The 18,683-nt window shown below is 57.0% G+C and carries 15 protein-coding genes and 1 pseudogene; 13 read left to right on the top strand and 3 right to left on the bottom strand.

What is annotated here, in order from left to right:
* Positions 1–110: 110 nt before the first annotated feature.
* Positions 111–884 carry a GntR family transcriptional regulator gene (locus AC1EJZ_RS03925; RefSeq protein ID WP_070726524.1) on the bottom strand — a complete coding sequence of 258 codons (774 nt, stop codon included), beginning with the start codon at positions 882–884 and terminating at the stop codon, positions 111–113.
* Between the two features lie 372 nt (positions 885–1,256).
* On the opposite strand from AC1EJZ_RS03925, the gene AC1EJZ_RS03920 reads away from it, so the two are divergent.
* Genes AC1EJZ_RS03920 through iolD form a run of 3 tightly spaced genes read left to right on the top strand, consistent with a single transcriptional unit; the run spans position 1,257 to position 4,920 of the window.
* Positions 1,257–2,120, top strand: coding sequence for a Cgl0159 family (beta/alpha)8-fold protein (locus tag AC1EJZ_RS03920; RefSeq protein WP_058236524.1), 864 nt, complete (start codon positions 1,257–1,259; stop codon positions 2,118–2,120).
* Entirely contained in the window at positions 2,117–3,025 is a 909-nt protein-coding gene (gene iolB, locus AC1EJZ_RS03915; protein ID WP_070726526.1) for a 5-deoxy-glucuronate isomerase, read from the top strand. Before AC1EJZ_RS03920 ends, iolB begins: the two co-directional genes overlap by 4 nt.
* Positions 3,025–4,920, top strand: a complete 1,896-nt coding sequence (gene iolD, locus AC1EJZ_RS03910) for a 3D-(3,5/4)-trihydroxycyclohexane-1,2-dione acylhydrolase (decyclizing) (RefSeq protein ID WP_070726528.1) — start codon at positions 3,025–3,027, stop codon at positions 4,918–4,920. Before iolB ends, iolD begins: the two co-directional genes overlap by 1 nt.
* Before the next feature lie 124 nt (positions 4,921–5,044).
* On the opposite strand, the gene AC1EJZ_RS03905 is transcribed toward iolD, so the two are convergent.
* The gene (locus AC1EJZ_RS03905; protein WP_058236527.1) at positions 5,045–5,278 is read right to left on the bottom strand and encodes a hypothetical protein; all 234 of its coding nucleotides are present in this window, start codon (positions 5,276–5,278) and stop codon (positions 5,045–5,047) included.
* 637 nt (positions 5,279–5,915) lie between these two features.
* On the opposite strand from AC1EJZ_RS03905, the gene AC1EJZ_RS03900 reads away from it, so the two are divergent.
* The 9 genes from AC1EJZ_RS03900 to AC1EJZ_RS03860 all read left to right on the top strand — a co-directional run bounded on the left by AC1EJZ_RS03900 (position 5,916) and on the right by AC1EJZ_RS03860 (position 15,753).
* Positions 5,916–6,848 carry a TIM barrel protein gene (locus AC1EJZ_RS03900; protein WP_058236875.1) on the top strand — a complete coding sequence of 311 codons (933 nt, stop codon included), beginning with the start codon at positions 5,916–5,918 and terminating at the stop codon, positions 6,846–6,848.
* Between the two features lie 27 nt (positions 6,849–6,875).
* The gene (locus AC1EJZ_RS03895; RefSeq protein ID WP_480293988.1) at positions 6,876–7,883 is read left to right on the top strand and encodes a Gfo/Idh/MocA family protein; all 1,008 of its coding nucleotides are present in this window, start codon (positions 6,876–6,878) and stop codon (positions 7,881–7,883) included.
* A 185-nt stretch (positions 7,884–8,068) separates the two neighbouring features.
* A complete protein-coding gene (locus AC1EJZ_RS03890) occupies positions 8,069–8,941 on the top strand; it encodes a sugar phosphate isomerase/epimerase family protein (protein ID WP_070726532.1) in 873 nt (290 codons plus the stop codon).
* A 37-nt stretch (positions 8,942–8,978) separates the two neighbouring features.
* Positions 8,979–9,968: a LacI family DNA-binding transcriptional regulator gene (locus tag AC1EJZ_RS03885; protein ID WP_074026178.1), complete on the top strand. Its 990-nt coding sequence runs from the start codon at positions 8,979–8,981 to the stop codon at positions 9,966–9,968.
* A complete protein-coding gene (locus AC1EJZ_RS03880; protein ID WP_058236531.1) occupies positions 9,965–10,930 on the top strand; it encodes a LacI family DNA-binding transcriptional regulator in 966 nt (321 codons plus the stop codon). Before AC1EJZ_RS03885 ends, AC1EJZ_RS03880 begins: the two co-directional genes overlap by 4 nt.
* 120 nt (positions 10,931–11,050) lie before the next feature.
* Complete coding sequence (locus tag AC1EJZ_RS03875) at positions 11,051–12,274, top strand: Gfo/Idh/MocA family protein (RefSeq protein WP_480289770.1); 1,224 nt, start codon at positions 11,051–11,053, stop codon at positions 12,272–12,274.
* Between the two features lie 33 nt (positions 12,275–12,307).
* Positions 12,308–13,306 carry a sugar phosphate isomerase/epimerase family protein gene (locus AC1EJZ_RS03870; protein WP_480293987.1) on the top strand — a complete coding sequence of 333 codons (999 nt, stop codon included), beginning with the start codon at positions 12,308–12,310 and terminating at the stop codon, positions 13,304–13,306.
* A 119-nt stretch (positions 13,307–13,425) separates the two neighbouring features.
* Positions 13,426–14,388, top strand: coding sequence for a 5-dehydro-2-deoxygluconokinase (gene iolC / locus AC1EJZ_RS03865; RefSeq protein ID WP_070726535.1), 963 nt, complete (start codon positions 13,426–13,428; stop codon positions 14,386–14,388).
* Positions 14,389–14,643: 255 nt separating this feature from the next.
* Positions 14,644–15,753 carry a zinc-binding dehydrogenase gene (locus AC1EJZ_RS03860; RefSeq protein WP_058236877.1) on the top strand — a complete coding sequence of 370 codons (1,110 nt, stop codon included), beginning with the start codon at positions 14,644–14,646 and terminating at the stop codon, positions 15,751–15,753.
* 64 nt (positions 15,754–15,817) lie between these two features.
* Here AC1EJZ_RS03860 and AC1EJZ_RS03855 read toward each other — a convergent pair.
* A pseudogene (locus AC1EJZ_RS03855) lies at positions 15,818–17,502 on the bottom strand (MFS transporter).
* A 334-nt stretch (positions 17,503–17,836) separates the two neighbouring features.
* Between AC1EJZ_RS03855 and AC1EJZ_RS03850 the strand changes: the two are divergent.
* Positions 17,837–18,577, top strand: coding sequence for a sulfite exporter TauE/SafE family protein (locus tag AC1EJZ_RS03850; protein ID WP_058236534.1), 741 nt, complete (start codon positions 17,837–17,839; stop codon positions 18,575–18,577).
* The last annotated feature ends 106 nt before the right edge of the window (positions 18,578–18,683 follow it).

Below are 18,683 nucleotides of genomic sequence, written 5' to 3'. Positions count from 1 at the left end.
CGTCGGGCTCAGTGATCTGCGACTGCCCACTGACGTCAGCCTGCCTGTGGGCGAGCCTCGCGGCGGAAACAACTACGTTTTCTGGCCGCAAAATTAAGCGGCAAAAGGCGCTAGGCCGTCACCAGCGGCATCGTCACGGCATACTGCGCAGCGTCGTAGCAGTGCGTCGCGTACTCGACGATCCGCCCCGACTCGTCATACGACGTTCGCTTCATGGTGACGAGGGCAGCCGACGGATCAACGTGCAGAATCTCCGCCTCATAGTCTGAGGCATTCTTCGCTCCGATCTGCTGATAGCCCGACTGGAGGTGGACACCAGATTGGGCCAGGCAATGGTAGAAGCCGTCGCGTGCCAGGTCGGTCAGCGACGGGGCAATGTCGGAGGGCACGTAGTTCTGCATCAAGGCAAGGCGAGAGTTATCGAGCCACCGCAAACGCTCGAAGAACACAATTTCCGTCCCCTCATCGCACGCGAGTTTCTTACTGATGTCCTCATCAGCAAAACGCACCTCGTAGCGCAGGACTTCCGTGCGGGTGGTGTGGCCGGCTTTGATGAGGTCCTCGTTCAGACTTGACAGCTTCACCTGGCGTTGAACCGGGCTGGGGGAGACCCGCGTTCCGACACCGCGACGTCGCGACAGCAGTCCTTTCGTCACCAGATCCTGGAATGCGCGTCGAACCGTCGGGCGGGAGATCTGCAAGCGGTTCGCCAGTGACACCTCGTCCTCAATTGTCTGGCCGGGCAGGATCTCACCCTTGGTGATCATGCGTTCCAGTGGTACAGAAATCTGCTGATGCAGAGCAACCGGCGAGTCACGATTAATGGTGATTTCGAGGATAAAGGGCTCGTCGAGGTGTTCCTCGTCTGACTTGGTAGTTGTCATGTCAATCTCCCACTGCCTGTTGTCGTGTTCTCGCGGTAAAGGTGCTCATCAGCCACGATGGTGAAGGAGCATTAGCCAGGATCCACGTCATGTTGTGTACACGCTAGTCATGTCAACTCCGAATGATACCTCATTTTGAAGGGGTTGGAGATGACAAATAAAAAGGAAGTTCACCCAGTGTCAAAATCCTCTTGTTGTATCTAACTGCACAGGAAAACCTTAAATTGTACTGACAAAATCTTGACGATGGGAACTATGTGAGAGATAATGAGTGTAGTCAAGAACCAAGAGCCGGACGGGCACAACGCTGGCCCGACCGATCCTGGTGGAGTGACCGTGAGCAATAGGGCTCGTAGGACGATGAGAGAAGAAATGGTAGCTATCAGGGAAATTCCCGAGATCAGGATGTATGAACCGCAGCGGATTGCGCAAGCTTTGGAATCACGCAAGCCGGGCGAGTTGAAGAAAGGCGACAAGCTCATGATCATCGCCTGTGACCACCCTGCGCGCGGCGCGCTGGGAGCAGGAAGCGATGACATGGCGATGGCCAGCCGCATCGACGTGCTCGAGCGTTGCGTGGAAGCATTGAGCAGACCCGGTGTCAACGGCTTCCTGGGTACGGCTGACATGATTGAGGATCTCACGTTGCTGGGAGCTCTGGACGGAAAACTTGTCTACGGCTCGATGAACCGCGTGGGCTTGCGCGGCTCGAAGTTCGAAATGGACGACCAATTCAACTGCTACGATCCGGACGGCATTGAAAAGGCCAGGCTGGACGGTGGCAAGACGCTGACGCGTATCTGCCTGGAAGACCCCGCCACGGCCAACACCCTCAAGGCGACAGCCGATGCAATCAACGCAATGTCGGACAGGGGACTGGTCACCATGATCGAACCCTTCATGTCGAAGTGGGTGGACGGCTCCGTCGTGAACGACCTGACTCCTGATGCCGTCATCAAGTCGATGGCTATTGCTTCGGGCCTGGGTCGCACATCCGCCTATACTTGGTTGAAGTTGCCATGTGTCGATGACATGGAGCGCGTCATGGAAGCTGCGACACTACCGTCGCTGATCCTGGGCGGCGAGGTGTCCAAGGATGCTGACGTGACACTGGAGAAGTGGCACGTCGCCCTGCAACAACCGAACGTCTTTGGCCTGGTCATCGGGCGGTCCCTTCTGTTCCCGACCGATGGCGATGTCACCAAAGCTGTCGACAATACTGTGGAGTTACTGTGAACGACAACGAAAAATACGTCATCAAGGCCGGATCCACGGCCGAAGGCAAGTTCCAGACCTCGATTTCCGCTGAACGTGCTGGCTGGGAATGGTGCTCGCTGCGCGTCGTCGCGCTCAAAGCAGGCGAGTCCCAGAAAGTCGACACCGAGGGCGAAGAACTGCTGGTTCTTCCCCTCGAAGGCTCAGCAACCGTCGAGGTCGACGGCGAACGCTACGAGCTAGCTGGCCGCGAATCCATCTGGACCGGAGTCACCGACTACATCTACATCCCGCGCGGCAAGGAATTCACGCTCACCGCAACGACCGACGGCCGCTTTGCGTTGCCGGCAACCAAGGCGGCCAGAGATCTGCCCGTGCGGTACTGCCCGATTGACGAAGTCAACAGCGGCATTCGTGGTTCCGGGAACTGGACTCGACAGGTGAACAACTACGCCCTCGGCAATGAGGTGGAAACGTCGCACCTGCTGGTCACCGAAGTGCTGACCCCCGGCGGCAACTGGTCCTCCTACCCGCCTCACAAGCACGATGAGCACACAGAGACTGAACGCGTCCTTGAAGAGATTTACTACTTCGAGATTCGCGAGGGTGGCCTGTCCGGCAGCGACGAAAAAACTGAGGGCCTGGGCCTGCAGCGCGTCTATGATTCGCCGGGACACCCGATCGATGTGTGTACCGAAGTGCGCTCCGGTGACACCGTTATCGTGCCTCATGGCTACCACGGTCCGTCGGCAGCTGCGCCCGGATACGACATGTACTATCTCAACGTGATGGGCGGCCCGGCTGAAGACTCAGTATGGCTCATGACAGATGACCCGGTCCACACGTGGATGCGACAGGAATGGGAAGGGCTCGACATTGACGAACGAGTCCCGTTCTTCCCGATTAAAGAATCAGAGGTGAAGTAATGGCCAACGAAGAAACAGTACGCCTCACAGTTGGACAGGCAATCGTCCGTTTCCTGGTGAACCAGTACGTCGAGCATGACGGGGAAGAACATCGCTTTGTCTCCGGTGCATTCGGCATTTTCGGTCACGGCAACGTCCTGGGAATCGGACAGGCTTTGTTGCAAAACGAGCTGGACCCCGAACCCGATGGCGGATCCCTGCCCTACATCATGCCGCGCAACGAGCAGGGAATGGTCAACGCGGCTGCCGCCTACGCCAAGGCGACCAACCGTCAGCGTATCTTCGCATGCACGTCTTCGATCGGACCTGGCGCACTGAATATGGTCACAGGCGCCGCACTGGCCACGACGAACCGTCTGCCGGTTCTGCTGTTCCCCAGTGATATTTTCGCCACCCGTTACCCCGATCCCGTGCTGCAGCAGGTTGAGAACGCGCAGACACTGGATACCTCGGTCAACGATGCGTTCCGCCCGGTCAGCGTGTTCTTCGATCGGATCAATCGTCCTGAACAGCTGCTCCCGTCACTCATGCAGGCTTTCCGTGCGCTGACTGACCCGGCCGATACGGGTGCAGTGACGCTGGCGTTGCCTCAGGACGTGCAGGCCGAGGCGTATGACTTCCCGGTCAAGGCGTTCCGCAAGCGCGTGTGGCACATTCGTCGCGCTCCGTTGGACCAGGCGTCGCTGGATCGTGCGGTTGACGCCATTAAGGCTTCGAAAAAGCCGCTGGTTGTTGCCGGCGGTGGGGTGAAGTATTCCGAGGCATCCCAGGCCCTGCGTGACTTTGCGGCCGCGACCGGGATGCCGGTCTCTGACACTCAGGCAGGCAAGGGTGCGATCAACTTCGATCACCCTCAGGCCGTCGGCGGCGTGGGATCGACGGGCTGCGACAGTGCGAACCACCTGGCTGACGAAGCTGACCTGATCATCGGTGTGGGCACACGCTACTCGGACTTCACGACAGCTTCGCACACCCAGTTCAAGAACCCGGATGTCGCATTTGTCAACATCAACGTCAAGCCCTTCGATGCAGTGAAGAATGCTGGAGAAATGCTGGTGGCTGACGCGCGAGAGGCACTTGTCGCACTGACCGGCGCGCTTGATGGCTGGCATGTCGATGATAAGTACTCGCACAGGATCGCTGATGAGAAGGCAGCGTGGGAGAAAACCACGAAGGAGCTGTACCACCTTGATCATCAGCCATTGCCCTCCCAGCTGGAGGTCTTCGGCGCACTGAACGAGATGATGGGTGACAACGACATCGTCATCAACGCTGCCGGATCTATGCCCGGCGACCTGCAGGCACTGTGGCAGGCGAAGAACCCGACGCAGTATCACGTGGAGTACGCCTTCTCGACCATGGGATATGAAATCCCAGCCGGCTTGGGTGTTAAGCTGGCTCATCCTGATTCCGAGGTTGTCGCAATCGTCGGTGACGGTACCTATCAGATGCTGCCGATGGAACTGGCCACCGTCGTTCAGGAGCGCGTGAAAGTCATCTATGTCCTGTTGCAGAACCACGGCTTCGCCTCGATCGGCGCGCTGTCAGAGTCGCACGGATCCCAGAGGTTCGGCACCCGTTACACGATGGGTGCAGGCAATGCGCACAACGAGCCGGGTGACAACCTGCCGGTCGATATCGCCAAGAATGCTGAATCATGGGGCCTGGACGTACTGCGCGTGACAACGATGGACGAGTTCCGCGATGCCTACCGCAAGGCCGAAGCATCCGACAGGGCGACGATGATCCACATCGAAACTGACCTGTACGGACCGAACCCGCCGAGCTCAAGTTGGTGGGATGTTGCAGTGGCCGAGGTTTCGCGCATCGATTCGACCACCGAGGCTCGCAAGGAGTACGAAGAGAAGAAGGCAACGCAGCGCCTTTACCTGTGAAGATGACGAGCGGGCGGTAGGGGACTGGGCTCAGTCGCCTACCGCTGCTCGCGTCTTAAGACATAAAGCAAGCGCGGCAACGGGTGTGTTCCTGCTGCCGCGCTTGATGCGTCGTGCGACCAGATCAGATCTGGTCAGCCGCTTTCAGGATCTGGCGGACGACCACGACTGGTGTCAGGATCGAGGTGGCCAGACCGGTTGCGATGGTCAGCGCTGGGTTAACGAACAGGCCGGCGATTGCCAGGACGGCGGCCAGAGCAAGCAGAACCGTCAGGACAATTGTAAAGGTGCCGCTGTGGGCGTACTCCTGCTCGCGGATTGCTGGCATGGTCATGCTGGTGTCAACGAGTGCAGTCATTGTGGAATTTTCCTTTCTGAATATGCCGTCTCAGACTCGTTTTTTCGTGATTAATGTCGTTTCTTCCCTCACGTCTGAGGTTCCAGGCATAGCGGATTCTGTTTATGGAAGTCAGTGGGATGATCTGAGAAAGTGTGCGAGGCCTCGCGGATAATTCGTCTCAGGATCGTCTGCAGCAAGTAGGTGCAGGCGTGAAAGAATGGCGCTGTCCGTGGGATATGGAGCAGTCGCGGCTGAGCAATGAGAGTGAAATCGCTGGGGCATAAGCCTCAGCCTGCATCATCTGCAAAGCGTTTCTCCTTCAACTCGGGCGCGATATGCCTTGGTGGGCATTCGCACCACCTAGTGCATGGCGTGTCCGAGGAGGCTCACCTCGCTCGTACGGTCATTACAGTAACGTATACATCTGGCGATTGCTAGTACAAAGTGTCAATTGTGGTGCACTACTCCAAATTTGAGGCCCTTCATGATGGTAAATAGCCTGATGTAGAGGGATTTGGGGAATGTAGCGACAAATGTGTGACTTTCACTTGAATAAGTCAGTGATGCGCGATACACGTTTGGCGCGCGCCAAAAGGGTGAAAGAAGAGCGACGTGAGCCCATTCAGGCAGGTGCGCTGAAGAGAAAGGTTCAATGATGAGCGGAAAATCCAGGAACACCGAAAACCCGAAATACTCCAAATTGGTCGTGGGGGTGTGTCCCGACCAGTGGGGAGTGTGGTTTGCCGAAGATGACAAGCAGATCGAGCCACGCCAGGCGATGAAGGAAATGGCCGAGGCAGGCTTTGAGATTCTTGAAACCGGACCGTGGGGATACTTCCCGACTGATCCCAAGGAGCTGACCAAGTGGACTGATGAATTTGGCTTCAAGGTCGTCTCAGGTACAGGGTGGGGCATCCTGCACAAGAAGGAAGCATGGCCAGAAACTGAGCGCCATTTCCGTGAGATGGCGGAAACGGCTGCCGCGGTGGGCGCCGAATACATGGTGCACCTGCCTCCGCTGTACCGCGATGATAAGACGTGGGAATGGACGGATGATCGTGTGCTGGATCCAGACACCTGGAAGCTCTACATCGAAAACGCCAACAAGCTGGGACAATTGCTGCTTGATGATTATGGTCTGAAAATGGTGCTGCATCCGCACGGCGATTCCCACATTGAGACCCCCGAAGAGATCTACCGCATATTCGATGCCACCGATCCTCGGTATGTCAACCTCTGCCTCGATACCGGACACATCGTCTACGGCGGAGGCGACCCGATCGAAATGATCAAGAAGTACCCCGAGCGCATTACCTATGTGCATATCAAGTCCTTCGACATGGACATTGCACGTGAAGCCCATGAGAAGGATTGGCCATTTGGCGAGGCGGTCGCGAAGGGAGCAGCAGTGCGTCCACCTGCCGGCGCCCCCGACATGGTTCAGCTCATTGACGCGCTCTCGGAACTTGATCGAGAGATCTACTGCGTGTGCGAGCAGGACATGTACCCGTGTGCACCTGATTTCCCGCTGCCCAATGCCATTAAGACGCGCGAATATCTGGCCTCCATTGGCCTTGGCACGCTCTAGCAAATCGGAACAAATAGGAGGAAGACGATGACCGTGCGAATCGGTGTGATTGGTTGCGGCGGAATGGGGCGGGCCCATGTCGAGCGCATCATCAATGACTTGTCAGGGGGGCAGATTGTTGCAGCCGCAGATGTCAACCTGGAGGCCGCGCAGCAGGTCGCAGATGCGGTTGGTGGGACAGCGTATGCGTCAGGCCAGGAACTGATTGCAGATCCGAATGTTGATGCAGTGCTGATTGCCACCTTCGGCCGTGTGCACGCCCCCGACGTGATCAACGCGATCGAAGCTGGCAAATATGTACTCTGTGAAAAACCGCTGGCGACGACTACCGAGGACTGTCTGGCCATTATGGACGCCGAACAGAAGGCAGGTAAGCGCCTGACTACCGTGGGATTCATGCGCCGCTTCGATCCTGCCTACAATTCGATCAAGGCTATTGCCGATGCCGGTGAAAACGGTCCGATCCTCATGGTGCACAACAGGCATCGCAACCCGAGTGTGCCAGAGAACTACTCATCGCGCATGCTCATCGATGACACGGCAATCCACGAGATCGACACCATGCGCTGGATGACGGGCGAAGAAATCGTGGAGGTTCGCGTCGATCCGGTACGTCAGACCACCAAGGCGCGCGAGGATCTGCATGAGCCCATCGTGTTGGTCATGTACACAGATTCCGGCATTCGCCTCGATGATGAAGTTAACGTCAGTCTGCAGTGGGGATACTCCATCGAGTGTGAAGTCGTCCTGGAGACGGCGGCAGTGCGCCTCGGAGATCAGGAGGGCATCCGCATCCGCGACATGGCTGGCAACCGTAATCCGATCTGTCGATCGCACATTGATCGCTTCCAGACAGCGTTCAACGCGGAAGTACAGGCGTGGATCAACGCAGTAGCGCGCGATGAACACACTGGATCGACGGCGTGGGACGGGTACGCGGCAACTGCCGTTGTCAACGCAGCACTGGAATCGCAGGAAAAGGGCGGGGAGGTTGTTCGAGTCAGCATGATCGACAAGCCTGATTTCTACGCCTGAGACAGACAGTGGGGCGCTCACCGGATCTGTTTATACCTGGGAGCGCCTCGCTGGACTCGCCGCGCTATTGAAGTTCGTGTGTAAAACAGCTACATTGGAACTACCGATTTAACGCGCGTTAATGCAGGACCGACAAACGGAGTCAGATCCTTACACCGCACATTTTTCACATCGAAAGGGACGCAATGGTTCACATCGCACTTGATCCGAACATGTATTACCGCTCCATGTCAACGGCTCAGACCCTGCATAAGGCTCGTGAGCTTGGTTTCAACTACGTCGAGCTATCACCCAACACAGAGTTCCACTTTTGGCAGCGCCATCCGAAGTGGGATGACGACCTCATTGACGAGCTCAAGAAAGCTGAAAAAGATACGGGAGTGAAGATCGAGACTCTCAACCCGGTCTTTAACTGGTCATCTGTTGACGAACAGGAACGTCAGGCGCAGGTGCGCAACTGGCGCTCCCTGCTCGAAGCTGCTGACCGCCTGGACGTGCGCAAAATAGTCTCCGAGTTCTCCGGCAACCCCAACACCCTCGTCCAGTGTGAACACCAGTGGTACAAGTCGATTGACGAGCTGTCTGGTGACTTCGAAAAATACGGCATCCAGCTGGCGATGGAGCCGCACCCTTACGATTTTGTCGAAACTCACGACGAGGCCTATTCCATCATCCGCGGCGTCAACAAGGACTGGATCGGCTACGAGTACTGCGGGCCTCACACATTCCATATCTCCGAAGGCAAGGGCGACATCGAACGGATGATCAAACACTGCGCACCGAAGCTGCGCGAGGTGCACGTGGCCGATGCCTACAACCACGCGGCCAATGACGGTAACCGCTACATCGTCAACCCGCCCGGTGTTGACGCCCGAGTCCACCAGCACAATGAAATCGGCCAGGGCGAGGTCAACTGGAGCGAACTGTTCGACGCACTGCGCGAGGTCAACTTCGATGGAGTCTTCTCCGTGTGCATCTTTGGGTGGCATGAATGGGCCGATGAGATGAATACGCGGGTCTTGGAGCGTCTGCGCTCCGAGTTTCCGGATGCTCGATAAGCTGGAGGACAGTCCAGACTCACAGGAAGGCCCCCGCATGCGGATCACACAGACAGATGTTGCTCGCATGGCGGGGGTTTCCCGTCAGACAGTCTCGCTGGTTGTCAATGATGATCCGAGAGTGGCGCCCTCGTCACGCCAGGCAGTCCTCAAGGCGATAGAAAAGAGCGGATATCGCGTCAATGCGACAGCACGCTCCTTGGCGACAGCATCCAGCGGCGTCATCGGAATGCTGCTCCCGAACCTCAACAACCCGTTTTATGCCGTGTTGGCTCAGCAAACGCGCGAGGCGTGCGACGCTGAACGCCTGGGGCTGTTTATCGCCACCTCCGATTCTGCACGCGAAAAATCCGCGATCGAACGCTTCCTTGACTTCGGGGTCGACGGATTATTGCTCGTGTCGCCGCGCCATAAAGCTCACGAACTGGCCGCATTGACACGGGGAACACCCGCTGTGATCCTCACAGCCTCGTCAGCGCCTGCCGGTATCGATCTGGTTCGCGCAGATGACGAGGGCGGGAGTGCCCTCGTCACCGGGGATCTGATGGACGAGGGATACGCACCCGTTATCCATATTTGTACCGACATCGATATGGAGAGTGAAACGGCCTCACTGAGGCAGGCGGGGTACGCGTCAGTCGTGACATCACGCGGACAGGACGTGCTGACCCGTGTGGTCTCAGATCAGGACATCGTCACCACCGTAAAGGACATCATCGCTCGGTATGGCTCAGGCTTTGGAATCGTTGCACACAACGATATGACGGCGTTCCGCGTCATCTCTGTCCTGCTGCAGGCAGGGCTGACGATCGGCCAGGATGTTGGTGTGGCCGGATTCGACAATACATATTTGGCACGTTTCCCTGGAACCGAATTGACGTCAGTGGATCAGGAAGCTGAGCAGCTCAGTAAGCTGGCTGTTCGGCTGGTATTGGAACGCCGCGAAGGCCGGACTGATGACGTGGAAATAGCAGTGCCGACCAAGTTGGTCAAGCGTGCATCGACAAGCAGGGGAGAAGTCACATGAAACCGGTTCGGCAAGCTGATGTCGCCAAAGCGGCAGGCGTTTCACGCGGACTGGTCTCCCTCGCACTGTCAGGCTCTGGCCGCGTAGCGCCAGAGACCGTGGAGAGAATCCAGAAAGTCGCGCGAGAACTGGGCTATAGCCGAAACTTCACGGCCGCGACTCTGGCATCAGCTCGAAGCACTCTGGTGGGCGTGGTGCTGCCCAATTTGCGCAACCCATATTTCGAATCGCTCGTCTCCGCCTACCAGAATGAAGCAGATCGGCGCGGTTTGCTCACCTTGGCCGCGACAGCTGCCGGGCATCTGGGGCGTCTGGAGCGGTTGCTGGACCAATTCGATCAGTTACGTGTGCGTGGCATCATCCTGGTCACCCCCGATCAGGACTCCCAGATCTACCAGTCGATTGCCGAACGCTACCCGGTTGTTGCCGCCGGTGTTCCCTTGACGCATGAGCTCATCAGCACGGTTCATATTGATGAATTCAAAGCAGCGCGCCTGATTGCGCACCACGCGGTCGACACCGGCTGTACGCAGGTGGTGTACGTGACAAATGATCAGACCGATGCGTCTACACGCTATCGTCTTGCTGCCATCGAGCAGGAAACAGATGCGGCTGGGCTGCAACTGGAGCACTACACGATCCGCGATGGGCGTTTAGGAGAACTGACGTCACGCGAGGCGACGTGTTATCTGGTTCAAAACGATCTGATGGCCATCGATGTTGTGGCGTATCTGAAGGCATCTGGCGCCAGGCCGGGTATTGACTTCCCGGTCATGAGTTACGACAACACCTATCTGGCGGAGAATCCGCAGTTCCTCCTCACCTCGATCGACCAGGAGCCGGCGCAGCAGGCGCAGCTGAGTTTTGACCTGATCGAGGCAAACCGGCAGGTCGGAACCGAACGCGTCGTTGAGCCGCGTCTGATCGTGCGTGCCTCCTCACGCAACCTCGCCCGCCCGTAGTGCGACTCACTTTACGATTCGCCTTGACAGTTGTGAGAACAAACCATACTATTACTCGTAGTTAACGCGCGTTAGCGTATGAATAGCGCCGTTAATTCACCGCTTGCGTAGCTCGGGGCGGTGACTCACCAACAGATGATCGACGAGGGAGTCATGATGAATGGTCACACAATTTCAGTAGCTGTTATCGGCGCAGGAATGGCTGGTCGCACGCACGCCAACGCGTGGCGGCAGGCCACGACTATCTACGATCCACATAAGCTGCCGCAGCTTCGATATGCTGCAATCTGCGATGCCTATGAGCCATTCGCGCAAGATGCCGCACGCGCATACGGATACGACAAGACCGTCACTGACTGGCACGAAATTGCAGAAGACCCGGAAATCGACGTGGTCTCGATCGTTGTCGCGAATGCACTGCATCGTGAAATCGCCCTGGAACTGATCAAGGCCGGAAAGCACGTCCTGTGTGAGAAGCCCTTGACGGACAACCTCGACGATGCCCGTGCAATGGCAGAAGCTGCTGCTGCGGCCGACGTCGTTACAGGCGTTGGGTTCGGATACCGTCGCCAGCCTGGCATCGCTGAAATTGCCAAACTGGCCGAGGATGGAGCGCTGGGCGATATCGTCCATTTCACCGGTCGCTACACCTGCGACTACGGAGCCGATCCGAACACCCCGATCGCATGGCGGTACAAGGGGCCGATGGGGTCAGGCGCCCTCGGAGATGTGGGGTCACACCTGATCGACACCGCGGAATTTGTATGCGGGCAGATCAAGTCCGTTTCGGGTGCCGCATTCGCCACTGCGATTACCATGCGTCCACCGGCAGTGCAGGGTGTGTCCGGAGGTCGAGGGATTTCCACCGATGCGAAGGCAACCGAAAAGGTGGAAAACGACGATGCGGCCATCTTTACCGCGCACTTTGAATCCGGCGCGGTCGGATCGCTGGCGGTGTCACGCATCACTGTGGGCGATCCGAACCAGCTTGAATTCGAAGTCAGCGGCACGAAAGCCAAGGCAGCCTTTGATATGTCACGCGCAGCAGAAATCAAGCTGGCTGACAACGCAGGAGCGCGCGGCCTGACAGGATCGCGCCGCATACTGGTGGGACCCGACTTCCCGTACTTTAAGGATGGCTCCTCGATGGCGTTCGCAGGCGTCGGTGTCACCCAGATCGACCAGTTCACCTACCAGGCACGCGCATTCCTTGACCAGGTTGCCGGCATCGACGAGGGACTTCCCGAGGTTCCCGGATTCGACCACGGCTACCGCGCCATGCGTATCCAGGCAGCTGTCGCAGAATCTGCCGCGAATGGCGGCGCCAGCGTCGACATCAAATAGTCACAGTAATTCTCAACGACCGGAAGGAACACCATGTCTTTAACACTGAGCTTCTACACGCAGTGCCTCGGCTCCTACCCGTTGGCAGAGGCACTCGATATCGCCAAGTCAATGGGATTGAACGGTGCCGAGGTCAACGTCGGCGGCTTCGTACCCAGCCCGCACGCGCATGTGGATCTGCTTCTGAGTTCGCAGACGGCACGCGACGAATACCTCGGCATCTTCGCTGACAGGGAGATAAAACTTGCCGGACTCAATGCAAACGGTAACCCCGTCAACCCTTTGCCCGACGTCGGTCCCAAACATGATTATGACCTTAAACGAGCCATCAAGTTGGCTGGCCTGCTCGGCGTCAACGAGGTTGTCACAATGTCGGGCGCACCCGGCTCCGACCCCGGTGCACGCTACCCCTCGTGGGTGGTCAACCCGTGGGACGGCGTGTATGGGGAGGTGCTGGAATACCAGCTGGATGTCCTTGCCGACTACTGGAAGGAGATCGATCAGCGTGCCGGCGATGCGGGCGTGAAGATCGCCTGGGAACTTCACCCTCATAACACGATCTTCACCCCACACGGATTCCTCGACTTCGTCGAGCGTACCGGTGTGCGCAACATCGGTGTGAACCTGGATCCGTCCCACTTGATGTGGCAGCAGATGGACATTCTCGCATGCATCGACCTGCTGGGTGACCACATTCTGCACGTCCATGCCAAGGACACGAAGATCGAGGCAGGGGTGGCAACCAAGGGCGTCTTGGATACAGGATTCGGCCATTGGCCGGAAAATGAGGACGATCGTTACCCCAGCGCAATGGCACACTGGTGCCAGGTCTGGCCGCAGGATCCTGCATGGCGTTTCGTATATCTCGGTGGTGGCAATGACGTCAGCTTCTGGACGCAGTTCTGCCAGGCAGTCGCGGCGATCAACCCGGATATGAACGTCTCTGTCGAACATGAGGACAACCAGTACGACATGATCAAGGGACTCGAGATGAGCGCCCAGACGCTGATCGAGGCCGCCAAGGGCCTGTGAGACTGACTGATCACTGAACAAAGCTGAGCATAGTCGCTAAATGTAGTGACAAATGCTCGACTTTGTCGTACACTGGAAATGTCCAAGCTGAATAGCACGACGAAGTGAGGAGAAAGGTCATGGCAGTTCACGACGTTCTAACCGTTGGCCGCAGTGGCGTGGATGTTTACCCCCTTCAGGTGAACACGCCCCTTGATCAAGTAAAGACGTTTCAAAAGTTCCTCGGCGGATCGCCGATGAATGTCGCGGTGGCAGCGGCAAAACTGGGTGAAGATGCGGCAATCCTGACAGGTGTGGGCGACGATCCATTCGGAAAGTATGTTCGCGACGAAATGCGTCGCCTAGGTGTCAGCGATGAATTCGTCATCACCGATCCGAACCTGAACACACCGGTGACGTTCTGCGAGCTTGTTCCCGACGCGCCGTTCTTTTTCTACCGCGAGCCGTCGGCTCCGGACCTGCAGATCAGGACTTCCGATCTGCCCGAGGAAACCGTGAAGAACTGCAAGATTTTCTGGTTCAGCGGCACCGGCCTGTCAGAGGATCCTTCCTACACCACCCACATTGACGCACTGAAGATGCGCGGCCACAAGCCATACACAATTTTCGATATGGACTGGCGGCCCATCTTCTGGGACGACATTGAACTCGCTAGACAGCGTTACGCCGAGTGTCTCGAATACACCGACGTGGCAGTGGGTAACCGCACCGAATGCGAAATTGCAGTAGGGGAGAAGGACCCCGAGCGTGCTGCAGATGCACTCTTGGAACGCGGCGTTAAGATCGCCATCGTCAAGCAGGGGCGCGACGGCGCACTGGCCAAGACGGCCGACGAGCGCTTGGTTGTGCCTGAACTGCCGTGCGTGCCCATGAATGGCGCAGGTGCTGGTGACGCATTTGGCGGCTCGCTGGTGCACGGTCTACTGCAGGGTTGGGATTTGGAGAAGATCATTCAGGGCTGCAACGGTGCCGGTGCGATCGTGGCAGCGCGTCTGGAATGCTCCACGGCAATGCCGACCGAAGAAGAAATCTGGAAGGCGGTCAACGCCGGAACGTGTGACGTTCTGAACGAAGACAACTGACTCAACTCAGTCAATATGAGACGGTGGGCTAGCGGCCGATTTGCTTCGGCTCTGGCCCGCCGTTTCGTATGTCCTCCGAACAGCGGATCGGTAGACTCCCTCGGTAATCGATAGTTTGTACGTTCAATTCCATTTACAAATGTTACAAATGAGGATAGAATTGATGTACGGTCCGGAAAGCACAATCCGGTGCGTCGGCAGTGAGAAGTGTCTGAATCCAATGGAGGAAAAATGTCAGAGGCAATTCCAGAAACGATGAAGGCTGCGGTACTGCGTGACCCTGCCAAAGGCATGCAGATAGAAACGATCAAGACGCCTAAGCCACGGAGCCGAGAAGTTCTGATCAAGGTCGCAGCATGTGGCATGTGTCATTCCGACCTGCATGTTATTCACGGCAAAATCGCCTTCCCGTACCCGTGCGTACTCGGCCACGAAGTGACCGGAGAAATTGTTGAGGTAGGCCCCGACAACGACCACACTGACCTGGAAGTGGGGCAAAAGGTCGCCGGAGCATTCCTGATGCCGTGCGGCCAGTGCGATCACTGTGCAGAAGGCCGTGATGACCTGTGCGACACGTTTTTTAACCTCAACCGTTTGGAAGGAAAACTCTACGACGGTCAGACTCGACTGTTCGGCACCGACGGCGAGGAAATCGCCATGTACTCGATGGGCGCGCTGGCTCAGTACTGCGTCATTCCGTCGACATCGATTGCCGTTCTGCCTAACGACGTTGACCTTGTCCCAGGCGCGATTCTGGGGTGCGCGGCGATGACGGCCTACGGTGCGGTGCGCCGCGGAGCAGACCTGCGCTTTGGTGAAACTGTTGCCGTCGTGGCGACCGGAGGCGTTGGCTCCAACATCATCCAGATCGCTAAGGCATTCGGCGCCAGCAAGATCATCGCGATTGACGTGGCCGACGACAAGCTCGAAGCGGCCAGGCAACTGGGTGCCACGGACGTTGTGAATTCCACCAAGGAAGATGTTCACGACGCAGTCTTCGCACTCACCGACGGCAAGGGCGTCGACGTTGCATTCGAGGCACTGGGACGTCCCGAAACATGGGAGTCCGCACTGAATGCTCTGTCAGATGGTGGGCGGATGGTGCCGATTGGGCTGGGCGCCGGTGTGCAGACCGCGGGCGTTGAAATCAACCGCACGGTGCGCCGCGGACAGTCTATTCTCGGCTCCTATGGTGCACGTACACGAGTTGATCTGCCCAAGGTTGTCGAGATGGCCGCCAACGGCTACATCAACTACTCGCAGATCGTCACCAGGCGTTTCTCGCTCGAAGATGCAGGCAAGGGCTATGACGAATTGGCTGTCGGCAACATTCAGGGTCGTGCAGTGGTCGACATGTCGTTGTGACACCAGACATCGAAAAGGCTGTGGGATCATTTCGATCCCACAGCCTTTCTGTATAACGTCAGGTTTAGCGTGTACGCTCCGTTCGGTAACGCCAGCTCTGTGAATAGTTTTCCTTCATTTCCTCTTCGATCTCTTCAAGCGACTTGCCGGACGTTTTCGGCATGAAGAAGTAGAGCCCGAGCAGAACCAAAGCGTTGATACCCGCAAACACTGCATATGTCACCATTCCGCCGAGATTCGCCATGAGCCAGGGGAATGTGGTCGTCAGGATTGCGTTTGACACCCACAGGCAGAAGACGGCAGTGCCATTCATGAGACCGCGGAAACGAGCGGGGAACATCTCGCCCATCATGGTCCAGCACACGACACTGTTTCCGGACTGGACGAAGAGCATGAAGATTCCCATGCACCCGAGAACTCCGTAGGCGGCGATGGGATCCGGCAGCGTTCCAGCTTCAATATGAGGTTCGATCAGCGTGCCGAACAGGATTGATATCAGGAGCAGTGAAGCCGCGATGCCCGCCACGTTCCACGCCAGCAGTCCGCGACGAGAGAAGCGATAGATCAGGTAAAGGCCCAGCGATGACCCGGCGACAGACAAGATTCCATTAAGAACCTGGGCGGTAATGGCTACAGCTGTTGACATGCCGGCAAGTTCGAGGACCTTCGGCGCGTAGTACATAACGGTGTTGACGCCGGTGAGCTGGTTGCCCACTGCAATGAGGATGCCGATCGCCAGGAGGCGTCGAAGCCACTTGGTCCGGATCATCTCACTCCATGTGCCCTTCTTTATATGGACGTCACGCTCGGTCGCGGAAACCATTTCTGTGAATTCCTTTGAACGCGGCTCGTCGCGATCATCACGAACCCGCTTAAGAGCACCGGTTGCTTCAAGGTACCGCTGATTTGCCGCGTACCAGCGCGGCGACTCCGGCATCAGACGCATACCCAACCACAAGGCGATTGCGGGTATCGTGCACAGAACAATCATGAAGCGCCATCCGGACCCGTTTCCGGACGTGAGAGTGAGCGAATCTGCCCACGCAATCAGGTCTGACTGAGCGTTGAGAGTACAGCTAGCACTGACCTGTTCCTTGAGGTAGATCCACGAGGAGATGTCCTGCCAGTTGTATGTTCCGGGCTCGATGCAGCCAAGCGGATCGGCCTGCACCGTCAGCTTTGGGCCGCCGAGAACCTGATTGATGACGGCGTTGAATGCGAACGCAGCGAGCTGACCAGTTACGATCATCAATTGGTCAATTGCGACGATTGTTCCACGAATTCTTCTGGGAGCCGTCTCAGCAAGATATACCGGTACGGTTGCTGATGTCCCTCCGACGGCCAGGCCAAGGATAAATCTGGACACGTACATGAACCACAGGCTGGGAGCGAGGGTGACCATTAAAGCGCCTGCCAAGAAAAGAGCGGCGAGCAGCATGATGTTGTGACGGCGTCCGAATCGGTCAGAAAGTCGTCCGCCCAACAGTGCACCAATTGCCGCACCGATGAGGAGGGTCCCGCCGATCCATCCCTCCTGGATGGTGTTCAGGTGCATTCCGCCTGCATCCCACGGCAAATGCATGTAGGGGAGAGCTCCGGAAATCACTCCCGTGTCGTAGCCGAACAGGAACGAACCAATGGTCGCTACGGCTGCAACGCGCCTATACCGCGGTGTTTACCTGATGCTGGAGTTTTCTCGACAAGGTCCTCGATCTCACGAGGCGAAAGCTGAGGCGATTGATTAGTCATGTATCCACTCTCTTCGTTGTGAGTCGCATTCTCGAATATTGTGCGAAGTACAACATCTATGTTAACGCGCGTTAATACCCGATAGGAATGAGAGTAGCACACTCTTGTAAGCTTCGTAACAGTCTTGTCATGATATCTGGAGGTTTTGGCGGCAGAAAGTTCTGCAAAAGATCGTATTCGCACACTAATGTCGTCACAAATGCTTGAAGAAACAAAGGGGTTTGTGTGAATTGGTCTCAGAGGTGATAGATTGCCTGCGACGAAGAGGTGTGTACTCGCATGTAAGATCTACCATTATTTGTGAGGACAAAGCGATGTAGGGAGGTGAAGTCAGTTGGATCTGTCAGCGGGAGCGTGGATCGTCCTAGCGATCGCGTCGATATTTGTAGGTCTGGGTAAGACTGCTCTGCCTGGAGTGGTCAGCGTGGCTGTTGCAATGTTTGCGGCAGTATTACCGGCAAGGGAATCGACGGCCGTCCTGCTGATTCTGTTGCTGGTAGGGGACATAATCGCGGTGTGGGTGTACTTCAAGACATGTGACTGGCGAACCCTTTTTCGGCTGATCCCATCTGTCATCATCGGTGTGGCTTGTGGTGCGGCATTCCTGTACTTCGCCTCCGACACGGTTGTGCGTCGCTCCATCGGAATTATTGTCCTGGCACTGACATTCCTCACGCTCGCGCTCATGCACGCCTATGGGGAGAAGATGAAGAAAGCGGTCGCACGAAGCGGCGTGCGCGGAATCTATGGCGCGTTAGGTGGTTTCACGACGATGTCCGCGAACTCGGGTGGGCCCGTCATGTCGATGTACTTTTTAGCCTCCGGTTTTGATGTTCAGAGGTTCCTGGGAACCCAGGCGTGGTTTTTCTTTCTCATTAACCTTGTCAAGCTGCCGTTTTCAGCAGGAATAGGCCTGGTAACGCGTGAGGTTGTGACAATAGCGCTGATTCTGGCTCCCGTCGTCATTGCGAGCTGTGCCGTTGGCAAGCTGGTCGCCAACAGGATCAATCAAAATGTCTTCAACGCCATTGTTATTGTCCTAACTATTGCTTCTGCGGCATATCTACTTGTGTAGAGGATCTCGCAAAGACCTGTCATCTGTCGTCGATTCGGTGCCGAAAGACGCCGAATCGGGGTTTAATGTCAGAACAAGCCGTGATAGGATCGTGGGATAGAGGCAC

Source organism: Pauljensenia sp. C0170B5 (genome assembly GCF_056590195.1).
The sequence above is the reverse complement of the archived record's forward strand: the minus strand, read 5'-3'. Positions and strand labels throughout refer to the sequence as shown.